Below are 23348 nucleotides of genomic sequence, written 5' to 3'. Positions count from 1 at the left end.
GATTCAGCTCTCCGTTTCCGGGGTGGTCCCGATTCCCGCGCGGCTGCGGTATCCCTCGACGAACTCACGGAGCGCAGGCCCGCGCGGGCGCCGTCCTGAAACGATGTCACAGCTGGTGACCTTGGTCGCCGGGATCGACACGTTGGGATCGAGATTCTGGGCCAGCAGGTCGTTGGCCGCGTCACCGATGCTCACGCCGTTGCTGCCCCAGTGGTACGGGAGGCCGATCTGGTGCAGGGTGGTGCCGTCGATGACGAGTGGGCGCATCCTGCGGGTGACCAGCACCCGCGCTTCGACCGCCGACCGCGAGGTGACGATGGTGGCCCAGCCGCCGTGCTCCAGCGCGCGCTCGGCCGCCAGCTCCGGGCTGACCTCGCAGAAGAACTCCGGCTGCAGTTCGGACAGGTACGGCAGGGTTCGGCTCATCGCCCCGGCGGTGTGATGCTCGGTCAGGCGGTAGGTGGTGAAGACGAACGGGAACACCTCGCTCCCGGGCTCACCGTGCGCCGGGTTCTCGGGGTTGTACTTGTTTCGCCGTGGGGTCATCGTCGGGTTGGAGGTTTTTCCGGGGTAGACGGCGTTGCGAACCGGCGATTCGGGTGGCTCGTAATGCGCGGGCAGCGGCCCGTCCGCCAGCCCGCGGGGAGCGTAGAGCCAGCCGCGTCCGTCATCCTGCATGATGAACGGATCGGCGCCGCCGATCGCGGCTTCGGCGACCGCGCCCTCCGGGGGCACGTAGTCGGGGGATTTGCCCACCTCGAAGTCCGGTACGTCGTCTCCGATCCAGCGACCAGCGCCGCCATCGGCCTCCGCATCCCAGTGCAGTAGCGCCTTGCGTTCACTCCACGGCCGCCCTTGCGGATCGGCGGAGGCACGGTTGTAGAGGATTCGCCTGTTGGCGGGCCAAACCCAGCCCCACTCCAACGCCAAGTCGTTCTGATCGTGCCGCGATTTGCGCCGAGCCGCCTGATTGACGCCGTCCGCGTACACGCCGCAGTAGATCCAACAGCCGCAGCGGGTGGAGCCGTCGTCGGCGAGCTGGGTGTACGTCGACAGGGGTGCCCCGTCCGGGCCCGTGCCGTTGATCTCGGCCAGGACAGCCTCGGCGTCGGGCTCGTCCGTCCCCTCCTCCATCGGGTAGTCCCAGGTCAGGTCCTGGACCGGCCGGTCCCTGGGGTCCGTGGAATCGGCGAGTCGTTCCTTGATGATGCGGCCCAGGTGGAAGTAGAACCACAGTTCGCTGCGTGCGTCCCCGGGCGGCTCCACGGCCTGGTGGCGCCACTGGAGCATCCGCTGCGTGTTGGTGAACGAGCCCTTCTTCTCGACGTGGTTGGCCGCGGGGAAGAAGAACACCTCGGTGCCGATCTCCTCCGTGCGCATCTCGCCGGTCTCGATCTCCTGCCCGGATTTCCAGAAGTCGGCGCTCTCGATCATCACCAGGTCGCGGACGACCAACCAGTCCAGATTCGCCAGGCCGGCCCGCTGCATGCGGCCGTTCGCCGTCCCCACCGCCGGGTTCTCGCCCACCAGGAAGTATCCGCCGCCGCCCTCGTCGATCTGGCGTTGCACGGTGGCGGTCGAGTCATGTTTGCCGGTGAGGCGGGGCAGGTGGCCGAAGCAATAGTCGTTCTCCGCCGTCGCGGCGTCTCCCCACCAGGCTTTGAGCAGGCTCACGGTGTAGGACCGCATATTTCCCCAGAAGCCCTTGGCCTCGTCGTCCGTGCCTATATAACTGTCGAGATCGTGGTGCCGACTCGCGTTAGGGGTGGGGAGGTACCCGGGCAGGAGGTCGTACAGGGTGGGGATGTCGGTGGATCCCTGGATGCTCGCGTGACCGCGCAGGGCCATGATGCCCCCGCCCGGGCGGCCGATGTTGCCCAGCAGGAGCTGGAGGATCGATGCGGTGCGGATGTACTGCACGCCGACGGTGTGCTGGGTCCAGCCCACCGCGTAACAGAATGCTGACGTGCGCTCGCGACCCGAGTTCTCCGTCAGCGCGCGCGCCACCCGAAGGAAATCCTCGGCGGGGACGCCGCAGACCTGCTCGACCATCTCCGGCGTGTAGCGGCTGTAGTGCCTGCGGAGGATCTGGAACACCGACCGCGGGTGCTGCAGGGTCTCGTCCCGCGGCGGGTGGGCAGTTGTGGACGAGGCCCGGGCCCCTCCGGATCCGGCGACTTCGGAGGGGTTCTCTTCGATCCCCTCGGCGTGACCGCCACTCTCGTGCGGCCGTTGTTCCGAGGAACCCTCGTATTGCCATGATTCGAGGGTGTACTCGCGGCCCTCTTCGTCGTAGCCGGAGAACACTCCCGCCAGGTCTTCGGTGTCGAGGAACTCCTCGTCGATGAGGGTGGCCGCGTTGGTGTAGGCCACCACGTAGTCGTGGAACCAGGCGTCGTGGGTGAGGACGTAGTTGATGAGGCCGCCGAGGAAAGCGATATCGGCTCCGGCGCGGATCGGCACATGCTGGTCAGCCAACGCGCTGGTACGCGTGAACCTGGGATCGACGTGGATGATCGTGGCGCCGCGACGCTTGGCCTCCATCACCCACTGGAACCCGACCGGATGTGCCTCGGCCATGTTCGAGCCTTGAATGACTATGCAGTCGGAATTCGCGAGATCTTGCTGGTAGTTCGTGGCACCACCACGCCCGAATGAGGTTCCCAGACCGGGAACGGTGGAGGAGTGTCAAATGCGGGCCTGGTTCTCCACCTCGATCGCGCCGAGCGCCGTGTACAGCTTCTTCATGAGGTAATTTTCCTCGTTGTCCAGCGTCGCCCCACCGAGGCTGGCGAGGCCCCGGGTGCGCCGGACCGGGTCGCCGTTCGAGTCCGTGTCCTCCCAGAATTCCTCCCGTGCTGCCAGCACACGATCGGCGATCATCTCCATTGCCGTGGCGAGGTCGAGTTCCTCCCAGTCGGCCGCGTACGGCTTTCTGTGCAGGACCGTCGTGATGCGGTCCGGATTGGTCACCAGCTGTTTGCTCGCCGAGCCTTTGGGGCACAGGCGGCCGCGCGAGATGGGGCTGTTGTCGTCGCCCTCGATCTGGATGACCCTGCCGTCGGAGACGTAGACGTCCTGGGCGCACCCGACCGCGCAGAACGGACAGACGCTCTTGACCACCTTGTCGGCCGTGGTGGTGCGGGGGGTGATCTCCAGCGATCGTCGAGAGCGGGTCGCGGTACCTCGACCGAACGGGTCGTCCCCGGTGAACTGCCGCCACACGGGCCAGTTCAGCGGCGATCCGCGGCGGCCCAGGCCGATCCGTGATCGCGCGTGATCGGGCTGGGAGCGTTCCTCCGACATCGCCACCTCCGGTGCTCGGCTGCGAACCCCTTTCAACGGGACCCATATAACGCCAGAGAAGTCACACCCGCAACCGTTTCCGCCAACCTGCCCTCACGCTTCCGCGGGGGCTCGTCAGGAACCGATTCCGTCGCGCGTCCCCCGCGCGGCAGCTCCGCGACCGCATGATGGTGGAGTGGACGAGCAGAGATCGGAAAACGATGAATCGTGGGCGACCGTCGGGCTCATGGCCGACCCCGGAGTGCCGCGCGACGTCGCGGTGGCGATCGCAGACGACCTGTCAGCTGATCTGACCCGCGAACTCGGGGGCCGCTGGCGGGTCGAGGTAGACCAAGAGACACTGCCCCTGGGTCCGGACGGCGACATCCGACTCACACAGCACGCCCCCCGGTTGCTGCATCAGCACAATTGGGACTTCGTGCTCTATCTGACGGACCTGGCCACCCACCCCGACGGACACCCGCTGCTGTATGACGTCAGCGGCTCGACCGCCGCGGCACTGGTGTGTGTGCCGGTCCTCGGCGTCTTTCGGGTGCGCGCGAAGGTGCGGAAACTGGCCCTGCACCTGGTGCAATCGGGCGTCGGCAGCACCGGGATGGGGGCGCCCGGCACAGAGGGGTTGTCCCCCGCGCAGCGACCTGGATTCGTGAATAAGGGACGCCTGCTCGGTGGCATGGTGCTCAACAACAGGCCGCGCCGGCTCATGACGGCCCTGTCCGGTGTGGTGGCGGCCGGGGCGGGAACAGGCGCGTTCGGCATTTTCTACGGCAGTATCGCCTCGCTCGCGGCGGCATTGCATCCCCTCCGACTGTTGCTGATCAGCGTGCTGGGCGTGATGACGCTCGTGGTGTGGCTGATCGTCCGCAACGGTCTGTGGACCCGCTCGGATGACGCACTCACCCCGGGTAATCGGCGGTTGGACAACGCGGCGACGGTTCTGACGGTCAGCGTGGGGGTCGGAATGATGTATATCGGCCTCGTGGCGGCGATGCTCCTGCTCGCCCTGGTCGTGATGGACGCCGGTTATCTCACGACCCAACTCGACCGGCCGGTCACCGCCCTCGACTACGTCCACCTGGCCTGGCTCTCCAGCAGCCTCGGTGCATTCGCGGGCGCGCTCGGGCTGAACTTCGACGACGAGGACGCCGTCCGTGAAGCCACGTACAGCCTGCGATGGCACGAGCGGCGCAAGATGTTCGAGAGCTACCAGGACGGGGAGGGCGACCGCGCGGAGCAGGAGGAACAGGAGCGGATCGAGCGTGAATACGAAGAGGATGACGACGACGAGGCCGACGGTGACCGGGGCGACGGCGACGGAGGCGACGGCGATCAGGGCGACTACCGCGCGGCTCGCGAGGTGGAGGACGACCGGCCGAAGGGGTAGACAAGGGTTATGACCGCCGCACCGACCGCCTCCGCCCCGACCGTCGGATCCGCAGTGACCGCGCCGCGGTTGCCCGCAGCCCGTGGCCCGCTGTCGGACGCGGTTGTCCGGGCGCTGTCGACAGGACGCACAGACGGGTTGCCGACGGTTCCGGCGGACACCGATCCCCTGGGTGGAGATCTTCACCTCGCGCTGTACACGCTGTACGAGCTGCATTACCGGGGCTTTGACGCCGTGGACGCCGAGCTCGAGTGGGACCCAGACCTGCTGCGGATGAGGCGGGACCTCGAGACGGTATTCCTCGGTTACCTGCGCTCGGCGGTGGAGCCGGGCCACGACCCCGTGGCCGAGATGGATGCGCTGTCGGTGGAGGCGACATCCGGCACCGGCCCGTCCTGGTTCTTCAAGGACGAGGGCTCGTGGGAGCAGATCCGCGAATACTTCGCCCACAGGTCGCTCTATCACCTCAAGGAGGGCGACCCCCACGCGTTCGCCATTCCGCGGCTGCAGGGCCAGGCCAAGGCATCGTTCGTGGCCGTGGAGTTCGACGAGTTCGGCGGCGGCCGCGGCGAGCGCGTCCACCAGCAACTGTGGGTGGACCTCATGAGCGCAGCCGAGTTGGACCCGACCTACCTGGGGTACATCGACCAGGTGTCCGCCGAGACCCTGTCGACGGTCAACCTCATGTCCATGTTCGGCCTGCACCGGTCGCTACGTGGCGCCGCGATCGGCCACTTCGCGGCAATCGAGATCACGTCGTCGCCAGGGTCGGCCCGGCTGGTGACCGGATTGCGGAGGATGGGCGCCCCCGAAGCGTGTATCCACTTCTACGCCGAGCACGTGGAGGCCGACGCCGTCCACGAGCAGGTCATGCGCCACGACGTGGTAGGTGACCTGCTGCGGCGCGAACCTGAGCTGGCCGCTGACGTGGTGTTCGGTATGCGCACCCTCGATCACCTGGACGAGTTGGCGGCGCAGAAGATGATGGATGCCTGGCGCCGCGGGCAGTCCTCGCTGCTGGCCTGAAGTGCCACCCGGCGTCCGCGACATCAGCTATCCGGGATCTGCCGGGTCACCGAGTTTTCGGTCGCTCCTTGCGGCGATGGCTGGTGTCGCACATCGGGTAGGCCTTACTGCGACGGCACAGGCACACCGCCACCATGAACCGGTCTGAACAGACGCGGACGCCATCGGGGGTCGTCAGGTCGACGGGGCCCTCGACGAGCAGCGGCCCGCCGGGCACCACGCGGACTACTCGCGCCTCGCTCGCGACCAGCTCGCCGAGCTCACCGAGATCGTGACCGTCCGAAGCGCCTGCGGCGCCTGCGGCGCCTGCAGCGCCTGCACCGCCCGCGTCGTCGCCTCCACCCACGCACTCATGCGCGGTCAACCCGGATCACCACCAGGTCCTCCTCCCGCCGGCCGGGCTCGAGCAGCCCGGCGGCTTCGAGGCGCTCAGCGTAGGCGGTCATGACGGGTCCGAACTCCACGGTGCGGCCGGCCACGACCCGCGCGGCGAACCCGGCCCGTCCGAGCTGACGCAACGTCTGGGCGGGCGAGGAGAACTCCGAGTGCACGATCAGCATTGTCCCGTCGGGCGCCAGCAGGTCCGGGGCCAGGTCGCAGAGTTCGTCCAGCACCACGCGGCCATCGGCCCCGGCGTCCCAGGCGCGATTGAGTCCGGTGCCCTCGATCGGCGCCTCAGAAGGGACGTACGGAGGGTTGGAGACCACCACGTCAAAGGGTCCTGCGTGGCGGGCTTCTTCGAGAGTGCCCAGCCGCACATCCACGGTCACGCCGGCGCGCTGCGCGTTGCGGGTCGCGCAGGCCACGGCGGCGGGTGAGATGTCGTAGGCCACGACCTCGCGCGCACCTTTGAGTGCAGCTTCGACTGCGAGGATCCCGCTACCCGTACAGATGTCGAGGACACGCTTGCCAGCAACGATGTCGCAACTTTCGAGCGCCTCGCAGAGTAGGAAAGAATCCTCCTGCGGTGCGTAGACACCGTCGTGGACCTCGATGTGGGCGAATCGCGTTTGCGTCATCGGACCTCCGGGCGAGGGGCGGGTGGCGGGTGGACTACTTCCAGTAGAGACCACCGGGAACGTCGCCGCCACCGGTGAGTGAGCAGGTCAGCACGGTTCCCCCGGGCCCGGCCACGGCGAGGCCCTCCTGGCTGCACGGGCCGCCGGGGAAGGCCTGTCCGATCGCACCGCCTGCCGCACCGTCGCCCGCGCCGCCGTCGCCGCCGCCGGGAGCGGAGGGCATCCACAGTGGCCCGGCGTCGCCCGGACTCTGGGTGCAGAAGAGTGCGGACCCGTCTTCCGCCTGTGCGACCTCGCCCAGCATGTGGCAGGGGCCACGGGTGCCCACCACGTTCGCGGGAAGTTGCGGCGTTGGCTGGGGCGCCACTGGTGCGGGAGCGGCGGGTGCGGGAGCGGCGGGTGCGGGTGGGTCGGAGACCTGTTCGGCAACCTCGGGCGTGGTGGGGGACGGGACCGATGACGACGACGACGAGGTGGCCGACTTCGTGGCCGGCGCGGGTGCGGGTTCGGTCTCCGGGTCCGCGGAACAGGCCCCGAGCACGACCCCGGCCGCCATCGCCATGGCGATGACGGCCGGGACACGGCGACGTCCGGTGGTGGAGTGCGGGCGGTGCGTCGCTGTGTTCTGCATAGGTCCTGTTTCTCCTGCTCGGGGCCACGTGGCCCCGGTTTTCTCGGGTCAGGCCCCGATGATGAAGGCCTCGAGCTCGGCGCGGGCCTTGTCGTCCGGCATCTGCACCGGCGGCGACTTCATCAGGTACGCCGAGGCGGGCATGATCGGTCCTCCGATGCCGCGGTCCTTGGCGATCTTGGCAGCGCGGACGGCGTCGATGATGATGCCGGCCGAGTTGGGCGAGTCCCACACCTCGAGCTTGTACTCCAGGTTGATCGGGGCGTCGCCGAACGCGCGTCCCTCGAGACGAACGTACGCCCACTTGCGATCGTCGAGCCATTCAACGTGGTCGGACGGGCCGATGTGGACGTTGCGGTCGTTGATCTTGTTCTTGAGCGAGCCCTCGAGGTTGGAGGTGACGGCCTGGGTCTTGGAGACCTTCTTGGACTCGAGGCGCTCACGCTCGAGCATGTTCTTGAAGTCCATGTTGCCGCCGACGTTCAGCTGGTACGTGCGGTCCAGGGCCACGCCGCGGTCCTCGAACAGCTTGGCCATGACGCGGTGGGTGATGGTGGCACCGACCTGGCTCTTGATGTCGTCACCGACGATCGGCACGCCGGCCGCGCGGAACTTCTCGGCCCACTCGGGATCGGAGGCGATGAACACGGGCAGTGCGTTGACAAAGGCCACGCCGGCGTCGATGCAGCACTGGGCGTAGAACTTGTCAGCCTCTTCGGAGCCCACGGGCAGGTAGCTGACCAGCACGTCGACCTCGGCGTCCTTGAGTGCCTGCACCATGTCGACGGGCTCGGCGGAGGACTCCTCGATGGTCTCGCGGTAGTACTTACCGAGGCCGTCGAGGGTCGGGCCGCGCTGGACGGTCACGCCGGTCGGCGGGACGTCGCAGAGCTTCATGGTGTTGTTCTCGGATGCCAGGATGGCCTCCCCCAGATCCACGCCGACCTTCTTGCCATCCACGTCGAACGCGGCCACAAACTCGACGTCGTTGACGTGGTAGTCGCCAAACTTGACGTGCATGAGGCCGGGGACGGTCGAGTCGACCTTCGCGTCCTTGTAGTACTCGACGCCCTGCACGAGCGAGGAAGCACAGTTGCCGACGCCTACGATCGCGACGCGCACCTTCTGGTCGGTCATTGGGGTTCTCCTTGAGGTGGGTTCTCTGTCTGTATGAGTTCGTTGATCCAGCGCAGTTCGCGCTCACTGGTCTCGAGTCCGAGCAGCGTGAGCTGCCGGGCGTAGCGCAGTTCGGTGGGACCGGTGCGCGTGGCGGCGTCGCGCTGGCCCTCGCGGCGCTCCTCGAGCACGCGGCGTCGGCCCTCGAGCAGTCGCACGCGGGCGGCGCCGGGAGTGCGGTCGAAGAAGGCCAGGTGGACGCCGAAGCCGTCGTCCGCGAACGAGGAGGTGCCGGGTTCGTCGAGCAGGGCCGCCAGCATCTCCTTCCCCTGCGCGGTGATGCGGTACGTCTTGCGGCCGCGCCGCGCGGTGGCCGGCGGCTTGGTCACGGTGGAGGCGGAGGCGTTCTCGACGATGTCGCCCTGCGCCCTCAGTCGGCGCAGCGTGGGGTACAGGGATCCGAAGGACACGGTCCGGACGGTGCCGAGCATCTCGGACAGTCGCTTACGCAACTCGTATCCGTGCATCGGACGCTCGTCGAGCAGTCCCAGGATCGCCAGTTCCAGCACTACGCCTCCTTCCCCGTGCCTCGTACCTACGCCTTTTTCACGACGGTCACCGATCGTACACCCGCTGATGTATCGGGCCGATATAGCCATGGGGGCATCGCTCCGACGGGTCGCGGAGGATTCCGGGCCCAGTGCGGGCCGCTCTGCCTCCCCGCGGGTCCGTCGGGGTCGTAGGCTGGTCGTGTGGACCAGGCCGATCACCGCTCCGTTCGACCCGGCGCCCCGCCGGGGCCGGGAGATTCCACCGGCCGCGCGGCGCTGCAGCGCCGACGGGTGGTGGACTTCGCGTTGCGCAGACGCGGCGTGCTGTCGGACCTGCGCGATGGCGCGCTGTCACTGCGTGAGGTGTGCGACGCCGACGTCTATCTGCTCCGTGCGGCGGGCTTCCATGGGGCCGTGACCGAGACGGTTTGCCCGGTGTGCCGAAAGGAGCACCTCACCGAGGTCTCGTGGGTCTTCGGAGACGATCTGGGCACGGCGTCCGGGTCCGCCCGCGGGCTGGACGAGATCGCGCAACTCGCGCTGACACACGATGCGTTCACCGTCCACGTGGTGGAGGTATGTCGCAGTTGTTCGTGGAACCACCTCGTGGAGTCCTACGATGTGGGACTTCCAGATGGTGACGGCAAGCGGGTCCGGCGGGCGGTCCGGGAGCTCCGCAGGCAGGGCTGAAGCCCTCGCTGCAGGGGGTCCGGCACCGGGTATGGGCGGGATCCGGAGTCGCCTCCGGCGCGCCCCGCGGTCCTCGTGAGTTCAGAGTCGGGACCATTTTCGTACACAATGGTCGCCAGAGCACCGTTGCCGGGGGTCGCCCGGGCCGGTCGGATCTGCTCGCAGGAGGGTAGAAGATGTCGCAGAGTGACAGGACGCGTCGGACCGCCGACGAGGGCGGTGGAGACTCCTCGGAGCGGACTGGTTGGGCGCGTCGCCACCCCGTCTGGACGACGGTGATCCTCCTCGCCGTCGTCGTCATCGTCATCCCCCTCATCATCGTGGGCGTGACCTACAGCCGCACTGAGATCCCCAGTCCCGGAAGCGTGCAGACCAACCAGATCTCCGAGATCTACCAGAGCGATGGCACCACGATGATCGGCCGGATCGTCCCGCCGGAGGGCAACCGCACCCTCGTCGAGATCGACGCGATCCCGGTGCACGTCCGCAACGCCGTGATCGCCGCGGAGGACCGTAGTTTCTACACCAACGAGGGCTACGACCCCACGGGCATCGGGCGAGCGGTGATCGGTCAGGTCACCGGCGAGGACAGCGCGGGCGGCGGCTCCACCATCACCCAGCAGTACGTCAAGAACACGATGGTTGGCGATGCTCCCACCTACGAGCGCAAGGCCAAAGAGCTCATCATCGCCGCCAAGATGACCCAGGAATGGTCCAAGGATCAGATTCTTGGCGCCTACCTCAACACCATCTACTTCGGCCGTGGCGCATACGGCATCGGCGCGGCCGCGACCGCGTACTTCAACAAGCCGGTCGAGGCTCTCACCGTCGAGGAGGGAGCGCTGCTCGCCGGCGTCATCCAGTCGCCGTCAGCGTTGGATCCGCTCAATAGTCCTGAGGCTTCTGAGGCGCGCTGGAACTACGTCATGGACGGAATGCGCGAGATGGGGGCCATCGACGCCCAGCAGCGCGGCAACGCCTCGTTCCCGCAGGTGGTCGAGGATCCGCAGGCGGTCGAGCAGAACGTGGGCGATCCCACCAACGGACCCATCCGTAGGCAGGTGCTGGCCGAGTTGGCCATGTCCGGGCTCGACGAGCAGATGCTCAACACCCGCGGGCTCAAGATCACCACGACGATCAACCCGCAGACGCAGGAGTCCGTGGTCGACGCCGCTCGCACCTACATGGAGGGCGAGAGCTCGGACAACCGCGCGGCCGTCGTCTCGGTCAATCCCCGTACCGGCGGCGTGATCGGCTACTACGGCGGCGAGGAGGCCGAGGGCTGGGATTACGCCAACGCGCCGCTCCAGACCGGTTCGACGTTCAAGATTTTCGGCGTGGCCGCGGCCCTGGACCAGGGGATCGGCCTGGGTACCCAGGTCTCGTCCGCCCCGGTGACCACGGGTGACATCACGGTCACCAACGTCGGCGGTCAGAGCTGCGGTACCTGCTCGATCGCCCAGGCGCTGAAGATGTCGCTCAACACCTCGTTCATCCGGATTCAGCGGATGCTCGACAACGGTGCCAACGACGTCCGCGACATGGCGCACCGGGTCGGCATTCCCAAGGAGATCCCGGGCCTGCCCTGGGAAACGTTGACCGAGCAGGGCGAGGATCCCTACGACGGTCTCATTCTGGGCCAGTACCCGATCCGCGTTCGTGACATGGCCACCGGACTCGCGACCTTCGCCGCAGAAGGCGTTCACCGCCCGACCCACTTCATAGAGAAGGTCGAGACCGCCGACGGCGAGGTCCTGCTGGACAACTCGTCGATCGAGGGCGAGGAGGTCGTCGACGCCGACGTGGCGAACAACCTGACGTCCGCCATGCAGCCCATCGCCGCCTACTCCAACGGTCACACGCTGGCCGGCGGACGACCGTCCGCGTCCAAGTCGGGCACCACCCAGCTCGGGGAAACCGGCTATAACAAGGACGCCTGGTTCGTGGGGTACACCCCGTCCAACGCGACCGCGGTGTGGGTCGGTACCGACGACAACAAACCGCTGTTCACCGCGGCCGGCGGCACGATGTACGGCGCCACCACCCCGGCCGACATCTGGAAAGCGGCCATGGACGGGGCCCTCTCCGGCACCGAGTGGGAGAGCTTCCCCGAGCCCGGTTACATCGGCGGTCAGGCCGGTGTCACGCAGTGGGAGGGCTCGGGCACCAGCGGTGGACAGTCGCAGTACACCGAGGAGACGTACTACCCGCAGCCCACCCAGGCACCCAGCCAGGCCGAGCCCGCCCCCACCCCCCAGGCACCCGGCCCGCTGACCCTCCAGGTCCCCGGACTGCCGGAGATCGTCATCCCCGGCATGGGCGGACCGGCCCAGCCCCCCGCGCCCGAGCCGGCCCCGGTCCCAGGTGGCGGAGCTGCCGGTGGTGGAACCGGTGAAGGTGCAGGCACCGGTGGTGGCGACGGTGACGGTGGGGGCTGACCGCTGACCCGGTGAACTAGGGTGTGACCGTGCTGAGCAACGGTCGACTCTCCCCGCTGCCGCTCGACGACGATCTGCGTTCGCTCGAGCCGCAGGAGCGGGTCCGCCCCGCCGACGGAGCAGGTGCCGACGCCCTCGAGGCGTGGGGCGGCCCCGTCGGCAGGCATGCGGCCGTGGGGCGTCAGCGGTTCTGGACGCCGCTGCGAGTGATCATGATGTTCGCTGTGATCTTTCTGGCCTTCGGCTTTTTCTCCAAGGCCGGATGCCTGGAGACCACCCATCCCACTGACGGGTCGCAGCCGGGGCTCAACTGGGACGGTCGGCAGTACTACAAGGCCTGCTATGCCGACCCGCTACCGCTCTACTCCGCCGAGGGGCTGGACACCGGCGCCCTGCCGTACAAGTACATGTGGGTGACCGACAGCGGCGAGGTCCGGTACATGGAGTACCCGGTTTTGTCAGGGATGTTCCAGTACGTGACCGCGCAGACGGCGCAGGCGTGGCATTCGGTCTTCCCCGGTGGGCCCATCGAGGTGGTGAAGTACTTCGTCCTGGGCAGCGTGCTGCTGGCGTTCATGTGGATGATCGCCGTGTGGGCGACCTACCTGTCCGCCGGCCGAAGGCCGTGGGACACGCTGATGATGGCCGCCAGCCCGCTCGTCATCTTCCAGGCGTTCACCAACTACGACCTCATGGCGATCGCGTTGGCCGCCGTCGCGCTGCTGCTGTGGTCGCGCAGCAGGCCCGTGTGGGCCGGCGTGGTCCTGGGACTGGGCGTGGCGGCCAAGCTCTATCCGTTGTTCCTTTTCGGGGCCCTACTCGTGGTGGCCATCCGACGTCGACGGTTCGCGGACCTGGCCAAGGCCGTCGGCGCGGCCGTGGTGGCCTGGCTGGCGGTCAACCTGCCCGTCATGATCCCGTTCCCGCAGGGCTGGCGAGAATTCTTCCGTCTGAACTCGGACCGACCCGCGAACCCCGAGAGCATCTACTCGGCAATCCAGGCCCTGACCGTGTGGGAGGGCTTCGACGCGGGCCGTGCGGCCGGCGAGGCGCCGGCCACCCTGAACCTGGTGTCGCTGGTGCTGTTCGCGCTCGGGTGCGTGGCGGTGCTCGTCATCGGGCTCACGGCTCGCACCACGCCCCGGATCGCACAACTGGCGTTTCTCATCGTGGCGCTGTTCCTGCTCACCAACAAGGTGTGGAGCCCGCAATACTCGCTGTGGCTGGTGTCGCTGGCCGTGTTGGCGGTACCCAGGGTCTGGCTGCTCCTGACGTGGATGGCGTTCGATGCACTGCTGTGGGTCGCCCACATGTCGTACTTCCACGGAGCGGCCAACAAGGGGATCGGGCCGGAGCTCTTCCACCCGCTGGTGTTGATCCGCGATCTGCTCGTCGTGGCGGTCTGTGCGGTGGTGGTGTACGAGATCTACCGGCCCCACCGCGATCTCGTCCGGATGGCGCACCAGGGGATGCCCGAGGGGCCCGATCCGTTGGCCGGAACGCTGGCGGATCCGACCGAACCGCTGGTCACGCCGCCGAGGCCACGGAAGGCTGCCGTCACTACAAATCACGGTGACGGTCTCGACAAGGAGGACCCAGTCCGATGACCACCAACGCCATGATCTGGATGTTCGCGTGCATCTTCGTAGGTTTCGTCTGCATGCTGACCGCAGCCGGGGGCTACCGCGCGGGGTGGCGGCAGCCGGTGTGGATCGGCTGGCTGGTGGTGGCGTTCCTGTTCCTCACCGTGATCCCGGTGTCGCAGGCGCTGACGATCGGACTGCAGCCCGGCTGATGTGACGGGCCGCCTCGGATCGCAGCTCAGTCACAGAGCTCGAACGGCTCGGTGTCGGGGAAGTGGCGCTCCCATTCGTCGCCGGTGAGCTGGATTCCGCCGGCACAGGCCTCGCTCACCACGCGGTCGGGGTCGAGCTGCCACATCCACATGGCCCCCTCCACGCCCACGGCGAGCAGTCCGCCGGTCGGAGACGCGCTGCGCCCCTGGTAAAGCAACGGGTCGGTGGTCGAGCCGACCACGGCGAAGGGCTTCGGATCCTGCGGATCGGCCACGTCCACCACGGTGATCTGGCCGGTGCTGGAGGTGAGCATGACGAGGCGATCGTCAGCGGAGAACGCGGTCCAGTAGATCTCACCGGGCGGGGCGGGCAGCGAGGAGAGCTCCCGGGGTGATGATGCGTCGGAGACATCCCACAGGCGGACGGTCTCGTCTCCGCCGGAGGTGGCCAGCAGCGGCGCCCCGTGCGCGTACCCGGCGGAGGGGGACGCCCCGATCCCGGTGACGAGGCGGTGCGCGATCGACGGGCGGTTGGGGTCGGTGGTGTTGAAGATCATCGTCTCGGGGCCGAGGGTCGGCACCACGAGTTGCCCGGAGTCGGAGGAGAACTCGGCCACCACGCACGGGTCGGGCAGGGGAACTGTCACGCGCAGTTCCGGCTCGGCTGGGTCGGTCACGTCAACGAGGCCCAGGCTGGGGCTGGTGTCAGAGCACACGGCGAGGGTCCGCCCGTCGGGGCTGAGCGGGTTGGCCACCACCACTCCGCCGGTGACGGGCAGACTCGCGACCGGTTCGGTGGCGGCCTCGAAGGGGGCGGTGAAGATCTGGATGCCGCCGTCGGAGAGCCCGGAGTACACCGTCCGTCCGTCGGGGGACATGGCCACCGAGCCGGAGAAACGGGTGCCCTCGGCGGGGACCACGCGGCCGGTCTCCCGCGGGGCGGGGCCGGTGGTGTCGACGACGGTGTAGTGCAGTTCCGACGCGGTGACGCCGAGCACGCCGGTGGCCCGGTCGGCCGAGGACGCCGTCTGGAATATGGAGTTGGACTCGGCGGCGGCGCCCAGGCGATCGAGGGGCCAGAAGCGCACTATCCCGTCGACGGAGTAGGAGACGAGGTGCGAGTCGCCTGCAAAAGCGACACCGGTGGCCACCTGTGAGGCGGGGAATTCGGTGAGCATCGCCCCGCTGCGGTCGTATACGCGGAGTCGTTCGTCGGAGCCGGCGGCGGCGAGTCTGCCCTGGCCGTCGTAGGTCACGTCGTTGACGTAGGCGTTGAACCCCTCCAGTTTGGGGAGGGCGCGGGCGCCGTCGAGACTGTTGCCGTTGATCTGCCAGCGGTGGATGGACCGACCTGTGGTGCCGGCGGCGATCGTCGTGCCGTCCTCGTTGACCGCCAGGGACAGCGGTAGGGATACCTCCCCGGTGTCGAGCGCGGGCCCACGGCGGCCGGCGCCCTCCGCGTTGGCGTCGAGCAGGGACTTGACCCCCGAGGTGCGATTGGCGAGCAGCAGGGTTCGTGCATCGGGGAGCCACGCCAGCGATTCGATGGGTTTGGCCTCGGCGCCACCGGGATCGGGGATCGCGATTCGGGGCCGCTGATCGGTGACGAACGGCGTACCGTCCCGCGGCGCCAGGGGCCAGCGCAGGACGCGGCCGTCGCCGGTGCCCGCAGCGAGAGTGGATCCGTCGGGGGAGAACGCCACGGAGTGGAACGGTCCGTCGTCCCCCGCGAGGGTCGCCAGAAGGGTGGGCTCAGCCGCCTCGCGCACGTCTATCAGGTAGACGCCGCCCTGGCCGGAGACGGCGAGGACGGTGCCGTCCGGTGACATGCTGACGCCGTACAGTTCGGGCCGGTCACCCTCTCCGAGAGTGAGGGACGCCATCGGCCCCGCCTGATCGTCGCGGAACAGCCGGAGGACCCCGTCGGAGCTGACGGACGCAAACTCGTCGGCGGCGGGCAGGCCCACAACCCGTCCGGTTCCGGGCGCGGCAGGGAATCGCAGCGGGACTCCGGCCCGGCTGGTGTTGAGCAGCGCGGACCGCGCTTCGGTGGTGGGATGGATTCGGTACGCGGCCAGCGCCAGTGCGCGACCGAGTGCGGGGTCGCGGGTGACCGCGACGGTCGAGGACACCGATCCGGAGCGGGACAGTGCCACGTCGCGGGTCTCGCGGGCGTCCGAGGTGGCGTGGAGAGCGAATGCGGTCGAGACCAGGGCCAACACGGTCACCATCGCCAACGACGCGGCGAGCGAGGTCAGCGCGCGGATCCGACTGCGGTCCCGCCGGGCAAGCGACTGGTGGTGAGCTTCCGCGGCTTCGAGGAACTGAAGTTCCGACTGTGCCAGGTGGGAGTTCGCGCCCTCGTCGTCGTCGTCCCTCCACCGGATGTACTCGGAGGTCGCGGACGCGGTCGGGAGTGCGGCGTCGCCACGGTCGTGGGCCTCCCAGTCGGCCGCGCCGGCGCGGATGCGGGCGAGCACGAGGAGGCCCTCGCGGTCGGCCTCGATCCAGTCGACCAGGCGTGGCCAGGAGGAGAAGAGGATCTCGTGGGTGGGGGTCATGGAGTCGTCGTCGACGGTCAGGAGGCCGGCGTTGACGAAGGGGGTGGCGACGACGACGAGGTCTTCCGTCAGCTCGGCGAGCGGGGCGTGGCGACGGACGATCCGCGCGGACCGGACATCGGCCAACCGCAGGAAGAGGGTCCTGCACGACGCACGCTGTGCCGCGTCGAGTTGCTGATAGACGGATTCGGCGGAGGCGCGCAGGGCGCCTTCGACGCCGCCGGACGCGTAGTAATCGTCCACGGTGATGCGACGACGGCGGCTGCGTTCCCAGCAGACGAGCAACACGTGGGACAGCAGGGGGAGCAGGGATCGTTCAGTCGATCCGCTCGCGGTCGTGCTCGCGGGGGCCACACTGTCGAGCAGCAGGTTCACCAGTGACGGCTCGACCGTGTAACCCAGTGCGCGGGCGGGCTCCAGGATGATCTCGGTGAGCTCGTCCCGGCTCGGGGGGCCGAGCACCACGGGATCATCGAGTGCGTCTCGGAGGACGGGCTGTCCCAGGGCGGCCTGGAAGAAGTCGGCGCGCAGCGCCACGACCGTGATCAGACCCGCGGCGGCACGGTCGGCCAGTGACGTCAGGACGGCGGCACGATGCGGGCCGGTGACGTCGCCTGTCCAGAGTTCCTCGAGCTGGTCCACCACCAGATAGCCCGGTGAGGCGAGGAGTTCCGGCGTGAGCGTGGCCGGCCGCACTATGGAGACGGTCGAACCGTCGGCCACCCAGCGTGGCGCCGTGCCGGCCGCGAGCAGCGACGACTTGCCCGACCCGGAGGCCCCCACCACCACGAGCGGGCGGTCACGGGGCTCGGCGACCCGGCGCAGGATCTGTTCCACCGCGACAGAACGGCCGTGGAACAGGGGCGCGTCGGCGCGGACGTACGGGCGCAGGCCGACGTACGGGCTGCCGGTGTCGTCGGGCTGGGGCACGGGGGGCTGCGGTGTCGGAAGGTCGGACCCGGCGGGACCGCGACGGGCGGGACGGCGGGGCCCCGGCCGACTCCGGACCCGCTCGACCGCCGAGCGCCACTCGTCGAGTGACTCCCCGCCTCCGAGTAACTCGAGCAGGGCGACGAGAGTCGCTTCGCTGGCGCGGGTGGGGACGTGTTGGCCGGAGAACCATCCCGAGGCGGTGCCCAACGAGAGCGAGGGGATCAGCCGGACGACGTCGCGGACGGACAGTCCGGCGGCCACCCGGAGCGCCGTGAGGGCGGCGCCGAGCTCCTCTCGAGTACGAACCTGAGAAGCGACTGATTGTCCATCTGCGCCATCAGAAGGCGCGCCCGTGATGTTCACAGTCAATATCGTACGATCCCGAATGCGGCGTACGGGAGTTATTCGTGCTGTAGATGCTGGTGTTTCAGGTAAACGTGTGACGTTCCCGTACGGAGTTGTACGGACAACTCCGGGTGGCGGGACCGTCCGGGACGTCGGGTGCAGGATGAGTTCACTTTCATCTCACGGAGGACTCCATGACCGCCACGATCCCGCTCCGGACACGCTCGACCCGGCCCGACCTCAGCGACAGGGAGGTCGAGGTGTTGATCGCCTGGCTTGCCTCGGACAGCAAGCGCGAGGTCACTGAGCGACTGTTCTTGGCGGACTCCACGGTCAGTACATACATCCAGCGGGTGCGTTCCAAGTACGACGCGGTGGGCCGGCCGGCTCGCACGAAGGTGCGGCTATTGCTGCGCGCGGTGGAGGATGGGTACCTCACGCTCGCCGACCTGTAGCTAGCGGGACCTGCTCGCTCCGGTCGGACGGAATTATGTCCTCCGAGGTCACGCGCGGTAGTCTTCTGGGGTTGCCGACGCAACGACCCTCCTGCCACGGAGACACCGTGGCCGAAATCTGTAGTCCACAGGAGGTGATGAGGTCCCATGCGTCAATACGAAGTAATGGTCATCCTCGATCCGAGTCTCGACGAGCGCACCGTGGCGCCGTCGCTGGACACGTTCCTTAACGTGATCCGGCAAGAGGGCGGATCGGTCGACAAGGTCGATGTCTGGGGCAAGCGTCGCTTTGCCTACGAGATCAACAAGCAGGCCGAGGGCATCTACGCCGTCGTCCAGATCAAGTCCGACCCGGACGCGGTCAAGGAACTGGATCGTCAGCTCGGGCTGAATGAGAGCGTCATCCGCACCAAGGTGCTCCGAGCCGACAAGTGACCCGGAGTGTCCGACCGCCCCGCTAATCTAGGAGCGGTAGGTCGGCCTTCGATCACCATCCACCTCAGGCTTCAACACGGAGGAGAAGCGCATGGCACAGGGTGACACACCCATCACCGTGGTCGGGAACATCGTCGCGGACCCCGAGCTACGGTTCACACCGTCGGGTGCCGCGGTGGCGAACTTCCGGATCGCCTCGACGCCGCGTCGTTTCAACTCCCAGACCAATCAGTGGGAGGACGGCGAAGGCCTGTTCCTCACCTGCAACGTCTGGCGCCAGGCGGCCGAGAACGTGGCCGAGTCCCTGCAAAAGGGCATGCGGGTCATCGTGAACGGGCGGCTGCGTCAGCGCTCGTACGAGACCCGTGAGGGCGAGAAGCGCACTGTGTACGAGGTTGAGGTTGATGACGTCGGTCCGTCGCTCAAGTACGCCACCGCAAAGGTGACCAGAACCAACCGCGAGAGTGGCGGCGGGGGCGGTTTCCAGGGCGGCGGCCAGCAGGGCGGCGGTGGATTCCAGGGCGGCGGTCAGCCGCAGGGTCAGCCGCAGGGCGGATTCGGCGGCGGCCAGGGTCGCGGTCAGCAGAACGACGACCCGTGGGGCAGCGCCCCGCAGGCCGGCGGTTCCGGTGGATTCGGCGGCATGGACGATGAGCCACCGTTCTGATCGGGTTGATTTCCCGGGGCGGAACACGCCTCACCCCATAAGCATGAGACATGACCTCGCGACTGTCCGGCCCAAGTCGGCTCCGTCGGAGGAAAGAAAGGTAGACGGATCATGAAGCTGATCCTCACCGCCGACGTCGACAAGCTCGGAACTCCGGGCGACATCGTCGAGGTCAAGGGCGGATACGGACGTAACTTCCTGCTCCCGCGCGGGATGGCCATCGTGGCCACCCCGGGCGCCGAGCGCCAGATCGAGTCCATCAAGCGGGCGCGCGATGCCCGTGAGGTGCGCGACTCGGACCACGCCAACGAGCTCAAGCAGAAGCTCGAGTCGCTCGCCGACGTCAAGGTCGCGGTCAAGACCTCGGACACCGGCAAGCTCTTCGGCTCGGTCACCGCGGGCGACGTCGCCTCCGCCATCAAGAACGCCGGCGGACCGACGCTCGACAAGCGCGCCGTGGCGATGCCCAAGGAGCACATCAAGGCGACCGGCTCCCACAGCGTCGTCGTGGACCTGGGGCATGACACCACCGCGCGCGTCGCGGTGGAGGTTGTCTCCGCCTGATTCACCGTGTAGGGCCCCGGTCGTCACCACGACGGCCGGGGCCCTCGCCTTTGTGGACGACCTGTGGATAACTTCGTGGGATACCTAGGGACACGTGGGTTCTCGGATCTCGGCCGTTCATCTTTCGTTACCCATTGTGTCCCGGAACGTGACGTGCTATGCATCGTTCTCCACTGGCGTCGTCACCAGCAAAGATGAGGATGACCTGGGGTTTTACCGAGGACGTCCTGGAGATTCCACTAGTTGTCCACAGTGATACACCTATCGGCCCTGCGTAACGGCCCGGCAATCCCCAACCATCCACAGTTGTCCACAGGCACCCACTCGCGATTGTGGATAAGCCTGTGGATAACTCGGTGGGATGCACGCCGGGCGTGTCGGTGCGGTGCCCTACAGTGGAGTGGTCGCTCGGGCGTGGGCGAGCAAGATGCGTGCGAGTTGAAAGCGGAGAGGAGCGGTCATGACGCAGGGAGGGTTTGACGGTCCCGGCGATTTCGCGCCTCCGCCGGAAGAAGGTGGCGGCGGCGGTGAGTTCGGCCGTACTCCGCCCCAGGATCTCGTGGCAGAGCAGTCCGTGTTGGGCGGAATGCTGCTGAGCAAGGACGCGATCGCCGACGTGGTGGAGGAGATCCAGCCCGGCGACTTCTACAAGCCGGCCCACCAGGCGATCTATGACGTTGTGCTGGACCTCTACGCCCGCGGTGAGCCCGCGGACGCCGTCACCGTGTCCGCGGAGCTGGATCGCCGTGGCGACCTCCGCCGCGCGGGCGGTGCGCCTTACCTCCACACCCTGATCTCCACTGTCCCCACTGCCGCCAACGCCGGCTACTACGCCGCGATCGTTGCCGAGAAGGCGGTTTTGCGTCGACTCGTGGACGCCGGTACCCGCATCGTGCAGTTCGGTTACTCCGGTTCCGAAGGCGCGGATGTGGCAGAGGTGGTGGACCGAGCACAAGCCGAGATCTTCGAGGTGACCGAGCGCCGCACCACCGAGGACTACGTGATCATCGAGGAGCTCCTGCAGCCCACGATGGACGAGATCGACGCCATCCACACCGCCGGTGGTCTTTCGCAGGGTGTGCCCACCGGGTTTGCCGACCTCGACGCCGTCACAAACGGTTTGCACGGCGGCCAGATGATCATCATCGCCGCGCGTCCCGGCGTGGGTAAGGCGCTGGCCCTCGACACCGTCCTGCCCACCCCGGGAGGCACGACCACGATGCGCGACGTCGCCGTGGGCGATCACGTCCTGGGCGCGGACGGGCAACCCACCGAGGTCGTGGCCGTGACCGAGGTATGGCAGGATCGTCCCTGCTTTACCGTGCGGTTCGACGACGGCACCGAGCTTGTCGCCGATGCCGAGCACGAGTGGCGCATCGAGATGGGTGGCACCCAGCAGGTGGTGACCACCAAGTCGCTCGACACCCTGATGCTGGTCTGCGACTTCGGGATAGTCGTGCCCGAGCACGCCGACTCCGGTCGCGCGCCGCGGCTCATCACCGATGTGCGCAGTGCGGCGAGTGTTCCGGTCAGGTGCATCGAGGTGGCCGCCGCCGATCACCTGTACCTGGCCGGCCCCACCGCCATCCCGACCCACAACTCCACTATCGGGCTGGACATCATGCGCTCCTGCTCCATCAAGCACGGACTGGCGTCAGTCTTGTTCTCACTGGAGATGAGCCGGACCGAGATCGTGATGCGTCTGATGAGCGCCGAGGCTCGGGTGAAGCTCTCCGATATGAAGTCGGGAAAGATGAGCGACGAGGACTGGACCCGGATGGCCCGCCGGATGGGCGAGATCTCCGAGGCGCCGCTGTTCATCGATGACTCGCCCAACATGACCATGATGGAGATCCGTGCGAAGGCGCGGCGGCTCAAGCAGAAGCACGACCTTCGTCTGATCGTGGTGGACTACCTGCAGTTGATGTCCTCGGGCAAGAAGGTCGAGTCCCGTCAGCAGGAGGTCTCCGAGTTCTCACGTCAGCTCAAGCTGCTGGCGAAGGAGATCGATGTGCCATTGATCGCGATCTCGCAGCTGAACCGTGGTCCCGAGCAGCGAACGGACAAGCGACCGCAGGTGTCCGACCTGCGTGAGTCCGGCTCACTGGAGCAGGACGCCGACATCGTCATGCTGCTGCACCGCCCCGACGCCTCGGAGCGTGATGACCCGCGCGCCGGCGAGGCCGACCTAATCCTGGGCAAGCACCGTGGCGGTCCCACCTCGACCATCACCGTGGCGCACCAGCTGCATTACTCGCGGTTCGTGGACATGGCGCGGGGGCTGTAGCTGCCGCGCAAGACGAAACTTGGGATTTTGGGCCGAAATCTTGGGATTCTGGGATTTTGGGCCGGTTATGATGGGATCAGTTGGGACTACTGAGAATCGCCTGAAAGTGCAGGATTCCTCCCTCTGTTGCGGTACGCGTTTGGTCCCGGCACTTAGCCGAACAGGGCATCGTGTACCCACCGGTGCAGGGGCGCACCCGTGGCACAGCACCTAATTGCCGACCAGCGGGGCGGTTGGCCTCTAGACCCCCCATCCGCTTCTGGTGCACTGGTGCTTCAGTGCTTCTCCTGTGCCTGCTCGTTCCGTATCCACTGAAATTTGCTATGGGTGTGAACACCCAAGCTCCGCAGAAGCGGCATAGTGAGGTCCCTCGCGACGGCATTCGGATCGGTAGCGATTTCCGCAAACGCCGCTTCGGTCTCTCTCGCGTAGGTGTCAGCGGTGTATCCGGAGCCATTGGAGAACCCGAAGCTATCCGCGAGAATCCATGCCGACCCCCCCTTCAACCCGCGGACCAACAACGCAAACCGCCAGGACCCGTGGTACTGCGTTAATTTCGCTGTCGCAGCAGTCACCGCCACTAAAATTGCAGTCTTGGCTACGATCAACTCTTCGAAAATCAGCTTCGCCGCCGGTGGTTCCGGTTGAACGGGCCGCGTGTGCATGAACGTTGCACGTTCACTTATCAGTGTCAGCCGGCCCGTCTCGTGGAATACGAGCTCGGCAGCGCGGCCGTCTCCATTGAACTCCCTGGTGGCGTTGTGCATCCCATCGGTAACAGCGACCCCCTCGGCCCGCCGTTGAAACCCGGTCGCACGAATGTACGGAGGGTAGTCGGAACCCTTCACTGTCTGATCAGCTTGCTGGAGAATCGCTGCCACCTGGTTTTCCCAGTTGGGATCGTCAGTGAGCTCGACAAGGAGGTCGTCCCGTAATCCAATGGGGTCGGCGATCAAGGCAATCAGTGAGGCCGTCGGGTCGATCTCATCCAGGAGTCCCTTCGCCTCCAGTTGGAGATCCGACCGGTCGCTTAGCAGGCGTCTGTGGTGTCGCATCACGTCGTCGTGGGACAGCGTCACATTGGTCTTGTCTCCTCGCCCGTAGTACCGGCCGTCGACCATGTGTGGTGCCCGCGGTGACGGATT

General features: G+C 67.5%; 19 protein-coding genes. 11 read left to right on the top strand and 8 right to left on the bottom strand.

Annotated features, from left to right (window positions below; translation table 11 throughout):
* Positions 1-3: 3 nt before the first annotated feature.
* The gene (fdh, locus tag ON04_RS00170; protein ID WP_420795307.1) at positions 4-3258 is read right to left on the bottom strand and encodes a formate dehydrogenase; all 3255 of its coding nucleotides are present in this window, start codon (positions 3256-3258) and stop codon (positions 4-6) included.
* A gap of 223 nt (positions 3259-3481) precedes the next feature.
* On the opposite strand from fdh, the gene ON04_RS00160 reads away from it, so the two are divergent.
* A complete protein-coding gene (locus tag ON04_RS00160) occupies positions 3482-4690 on the top strand; it encodes a hypothetical protein (RefSeq protein ID WP_010539538.1) in 1209 nt (402 codons plus the stop codon).
* Positions 4691-4699: 9 nt separating this feature from the next.
* On the top strand, positions 4700-5716 hold the full coding sequence (locus ON04_RS00155; RefSeq protein ID WP_010539537.1) for an iron-containing redox enzyme family protein: 1017 nt from the start codon (positions 4700-4702) through the stop codon (positions 5714-5716).
* Between the two features lie 46 nt (positions 5717-5762).
* Here the strand turns inward: ON04_RS00155 and ON04_RS16885 are convergent, their stop codons facing one another.
* From ON04_RS16885 to ON04_RS00130, 5 genes are read right to left on the bottom strand one after another with little or no spacing between them, the layout of a single operon-like run.
* Positions 5763-6080 (bottom strand): CDGSH iron-sulfur domain-containing protein, encoded by a 318-nt coding sequence (locus tag ON04_RS16885; protein WP_010539536.1) that lies wholly within the window; start codon positions 6078-6080, stop codon positions 5763-5765.
* Entirely contained in the window at positions 6067-6735 is a 669-nt protein-coding gene (locus tag ON04_RS00145; RefSeq protein WP_010539535.1) for a HemK2/MTQ2 family protein methyltransferase, read from the bottom strand. The genes ON04_RS16885 and ON04_RS00145 overlap by 14 nt, the downstream gene beginning before the upstream one ends.
* A gap of 34 nt (positions 6736-6769) precedes the next feature.
* Positions 6770-7366, bottom strand: coding sequence for a hypothetical protein (locus ON04_RS00140; RefSeq protein ID WP_010539534.1), 597 nt, complete (start codon positions 7364-7366; stop codon positions 6770-6772).
* Positions 7367-7414: 48 nt separating this feature from the next.
* Entirely contained in the window at positions 7415-8503 is a 1089-nt protein-coding gene (locus ON04_RS00135) for an inositol-3-phosphate synthase (RefSeq protein WP_010539533.1), read from the bottom strand.
* Complete coding sequence (locus ON04_RS00130; RefSeq protein WP_010539532.1) at positions 8500-9051, bottom strand: PadR family transcriptional regulator; 552 nt, start codon at positions 9049-9051, stop codon at positions 8500-8502. The genes ON04_RS00135 and ON04_RS00130 overlap by 4 nt, the downstream gene beginning before the upstream one ends.
* Before the next feature lie 273 nt (positions 9052-9324).
* On the opposite strand from ON04_RS00130, the gene ON04_RS00125 reads away from it, so the two are divergent.
* The 4 genes from ON04_RS00125 to ON04_RS00110 all read left to right on the top strand — a co-directional run bounded on the left by ON04_RS00125 (position 9325) and on the right by ON04_RS00110 (position 13956).
* Entirely contained in the window at positions 9325-9723 is a 399-nt protein-coding gene (locus tag ON04_RS00125) for a DUF5318 family protein (protein ID WP_029457366.1), read from the top strand.
* Positions 9724-9899: 176 nt separating this feature from the next.
* The gene (locus ON04_RS00120) at positions 9900-12161 is read left to right on the top strand and encodes a transglycosylase domain-containing protein (RefSeq protein WP_010539530.1); all 2262 of its coding nucleotides are present in this window, start codon (positions 9900-9902) and stop codon (positions 12159-12161) included.
* A gap of 23 nt (positions 12162-12184) precedes the next feature.
* Complete coding sequence (locus ON04_RS00115; protein WP_010539529.1) at positions 12185-13768, top strand: glycosyltransferase family 87 protein; 1584 nt, start codon at positions 12185-12187, stop codon at positions 13766-13768.
* The gene (locus tag ON04_RS00110) at positions 13765-13956 is read left to right on the top strand and encodes a hypothetical protein (protein WP_010539528.1); all 192 of its coding nucleotides are present in this window, start codon (positions 13765-13767) and stop codon (positions 13954-13956) included. The genes ON04_RS00115 and ON04_RS00110 overlap by 4 nt, the downstream gene beginning before the upstream one ends.
* 26 nt (positions 13957-13982) lie before the next feature.
* On the opposite strand, the gene ON04_RS00105 is transcribed toward ON04_RS00110, so the two are convergent.
* Positions 13983-17813 carry an nSTAND1 domain-containing NTPase gene (locus ON04_RS00105; protein ID WP_141564564.1) on the bottom strand — a complete coding sequence of 1277 codons (3831 nt, stop codon included), beginning with the start codon at positions 17811-17813 and terminating at the stop codon, positions 13983-13985.
* Positions 17814-17989: 176 nt separating this feature from the next.
* On the opposite strand from ON04_RS00105, the gene ON04_RS00100 reads away from it, so the two are divergent.
* From ON04_RS00100 to dnaB, 5 genes are all read left to right on the top strand, one after another.
* A complete protein-coding gene (locus ON04_RS00100; protein ID WP_010539526.1) occupies positions 17990-18250 on the top strand; it encodes a LuxR C-terminal-related transcriptional regulator in 261 nt (86 codons plus the stop codon).
* A gap of 147 nt (positions 18251-18397) precedes the next feature.
* On the top strand, positions 18398-18685 hold the full coding sequence (gene rpsF, locus ON04_RS00095; protein WP_010539525.1) for a 30S ribosomal protein S6: 288 nt from the start codon (positions 18398-18400) through the stop codon (positions 18683-18685).
* Positions 18686-18776: 91 nt separating this feature from the next.
* Positions 18777-19352 carry a single-stranded DNA-binding protein gene (locus ON04_RS00090; RefSeq protein WP_010539524.1) on the top strand — a complete coding sequence of 192 codons (576 nt, stop codon included), beginning with the start codon at positions 18777-18779 and terminating at the stop codon, positions 19350-19352.
* Between the two features lie 111 nt (positions 19353-19463).
* The gene (gene rplI, locus ON04_RS00085; RefSeq protein ID WP_010539523.1) at positions 19464-19916 is read left to right on the top strand and encodes a 50S ribosomal protein L9; all 453 of its coding nucleotides are present in this window, start codon (positions 19464-19466) and stop codon (positions 19914-19916) included.
* A 460-nt stretch (positions 19917-20376) separates the two neighbouring features.
* Positions 20377-22203, top strand: coding sequence for a replicative DNA helicase (gene dnaB, locus ON04_RS00080; protein ID WP_010539522.1), 1827 nt, complete (start codon positions 20377-20379; stop codon positions 22201-22203).
* 275 nt (positions 22204-22478) lie between these two features.
* Here the strand turns inward: dnaB and ON04_RS00075 are convergent.
* Positions 22479-23348, bottom strand: an 870-nt coding sequence (locus ON04_RS00075; RefSeq protein WP_033443903.1) for a hypothetical protein, incomplete at its 5' end; no start/stop codon positions are given.

The organism is Dietzia alimentaria 72 (assembly GCF_000226215.1).
GTDB lineage: Bacteria > Actinomycetota > Actinomycetes > Mycobacteriales > Mycobacteriaceae > Dietzia > Dietzia alimentaria.
This window is presented reverse-complemented; position numbering and strand designations above follow the sequence as displayed.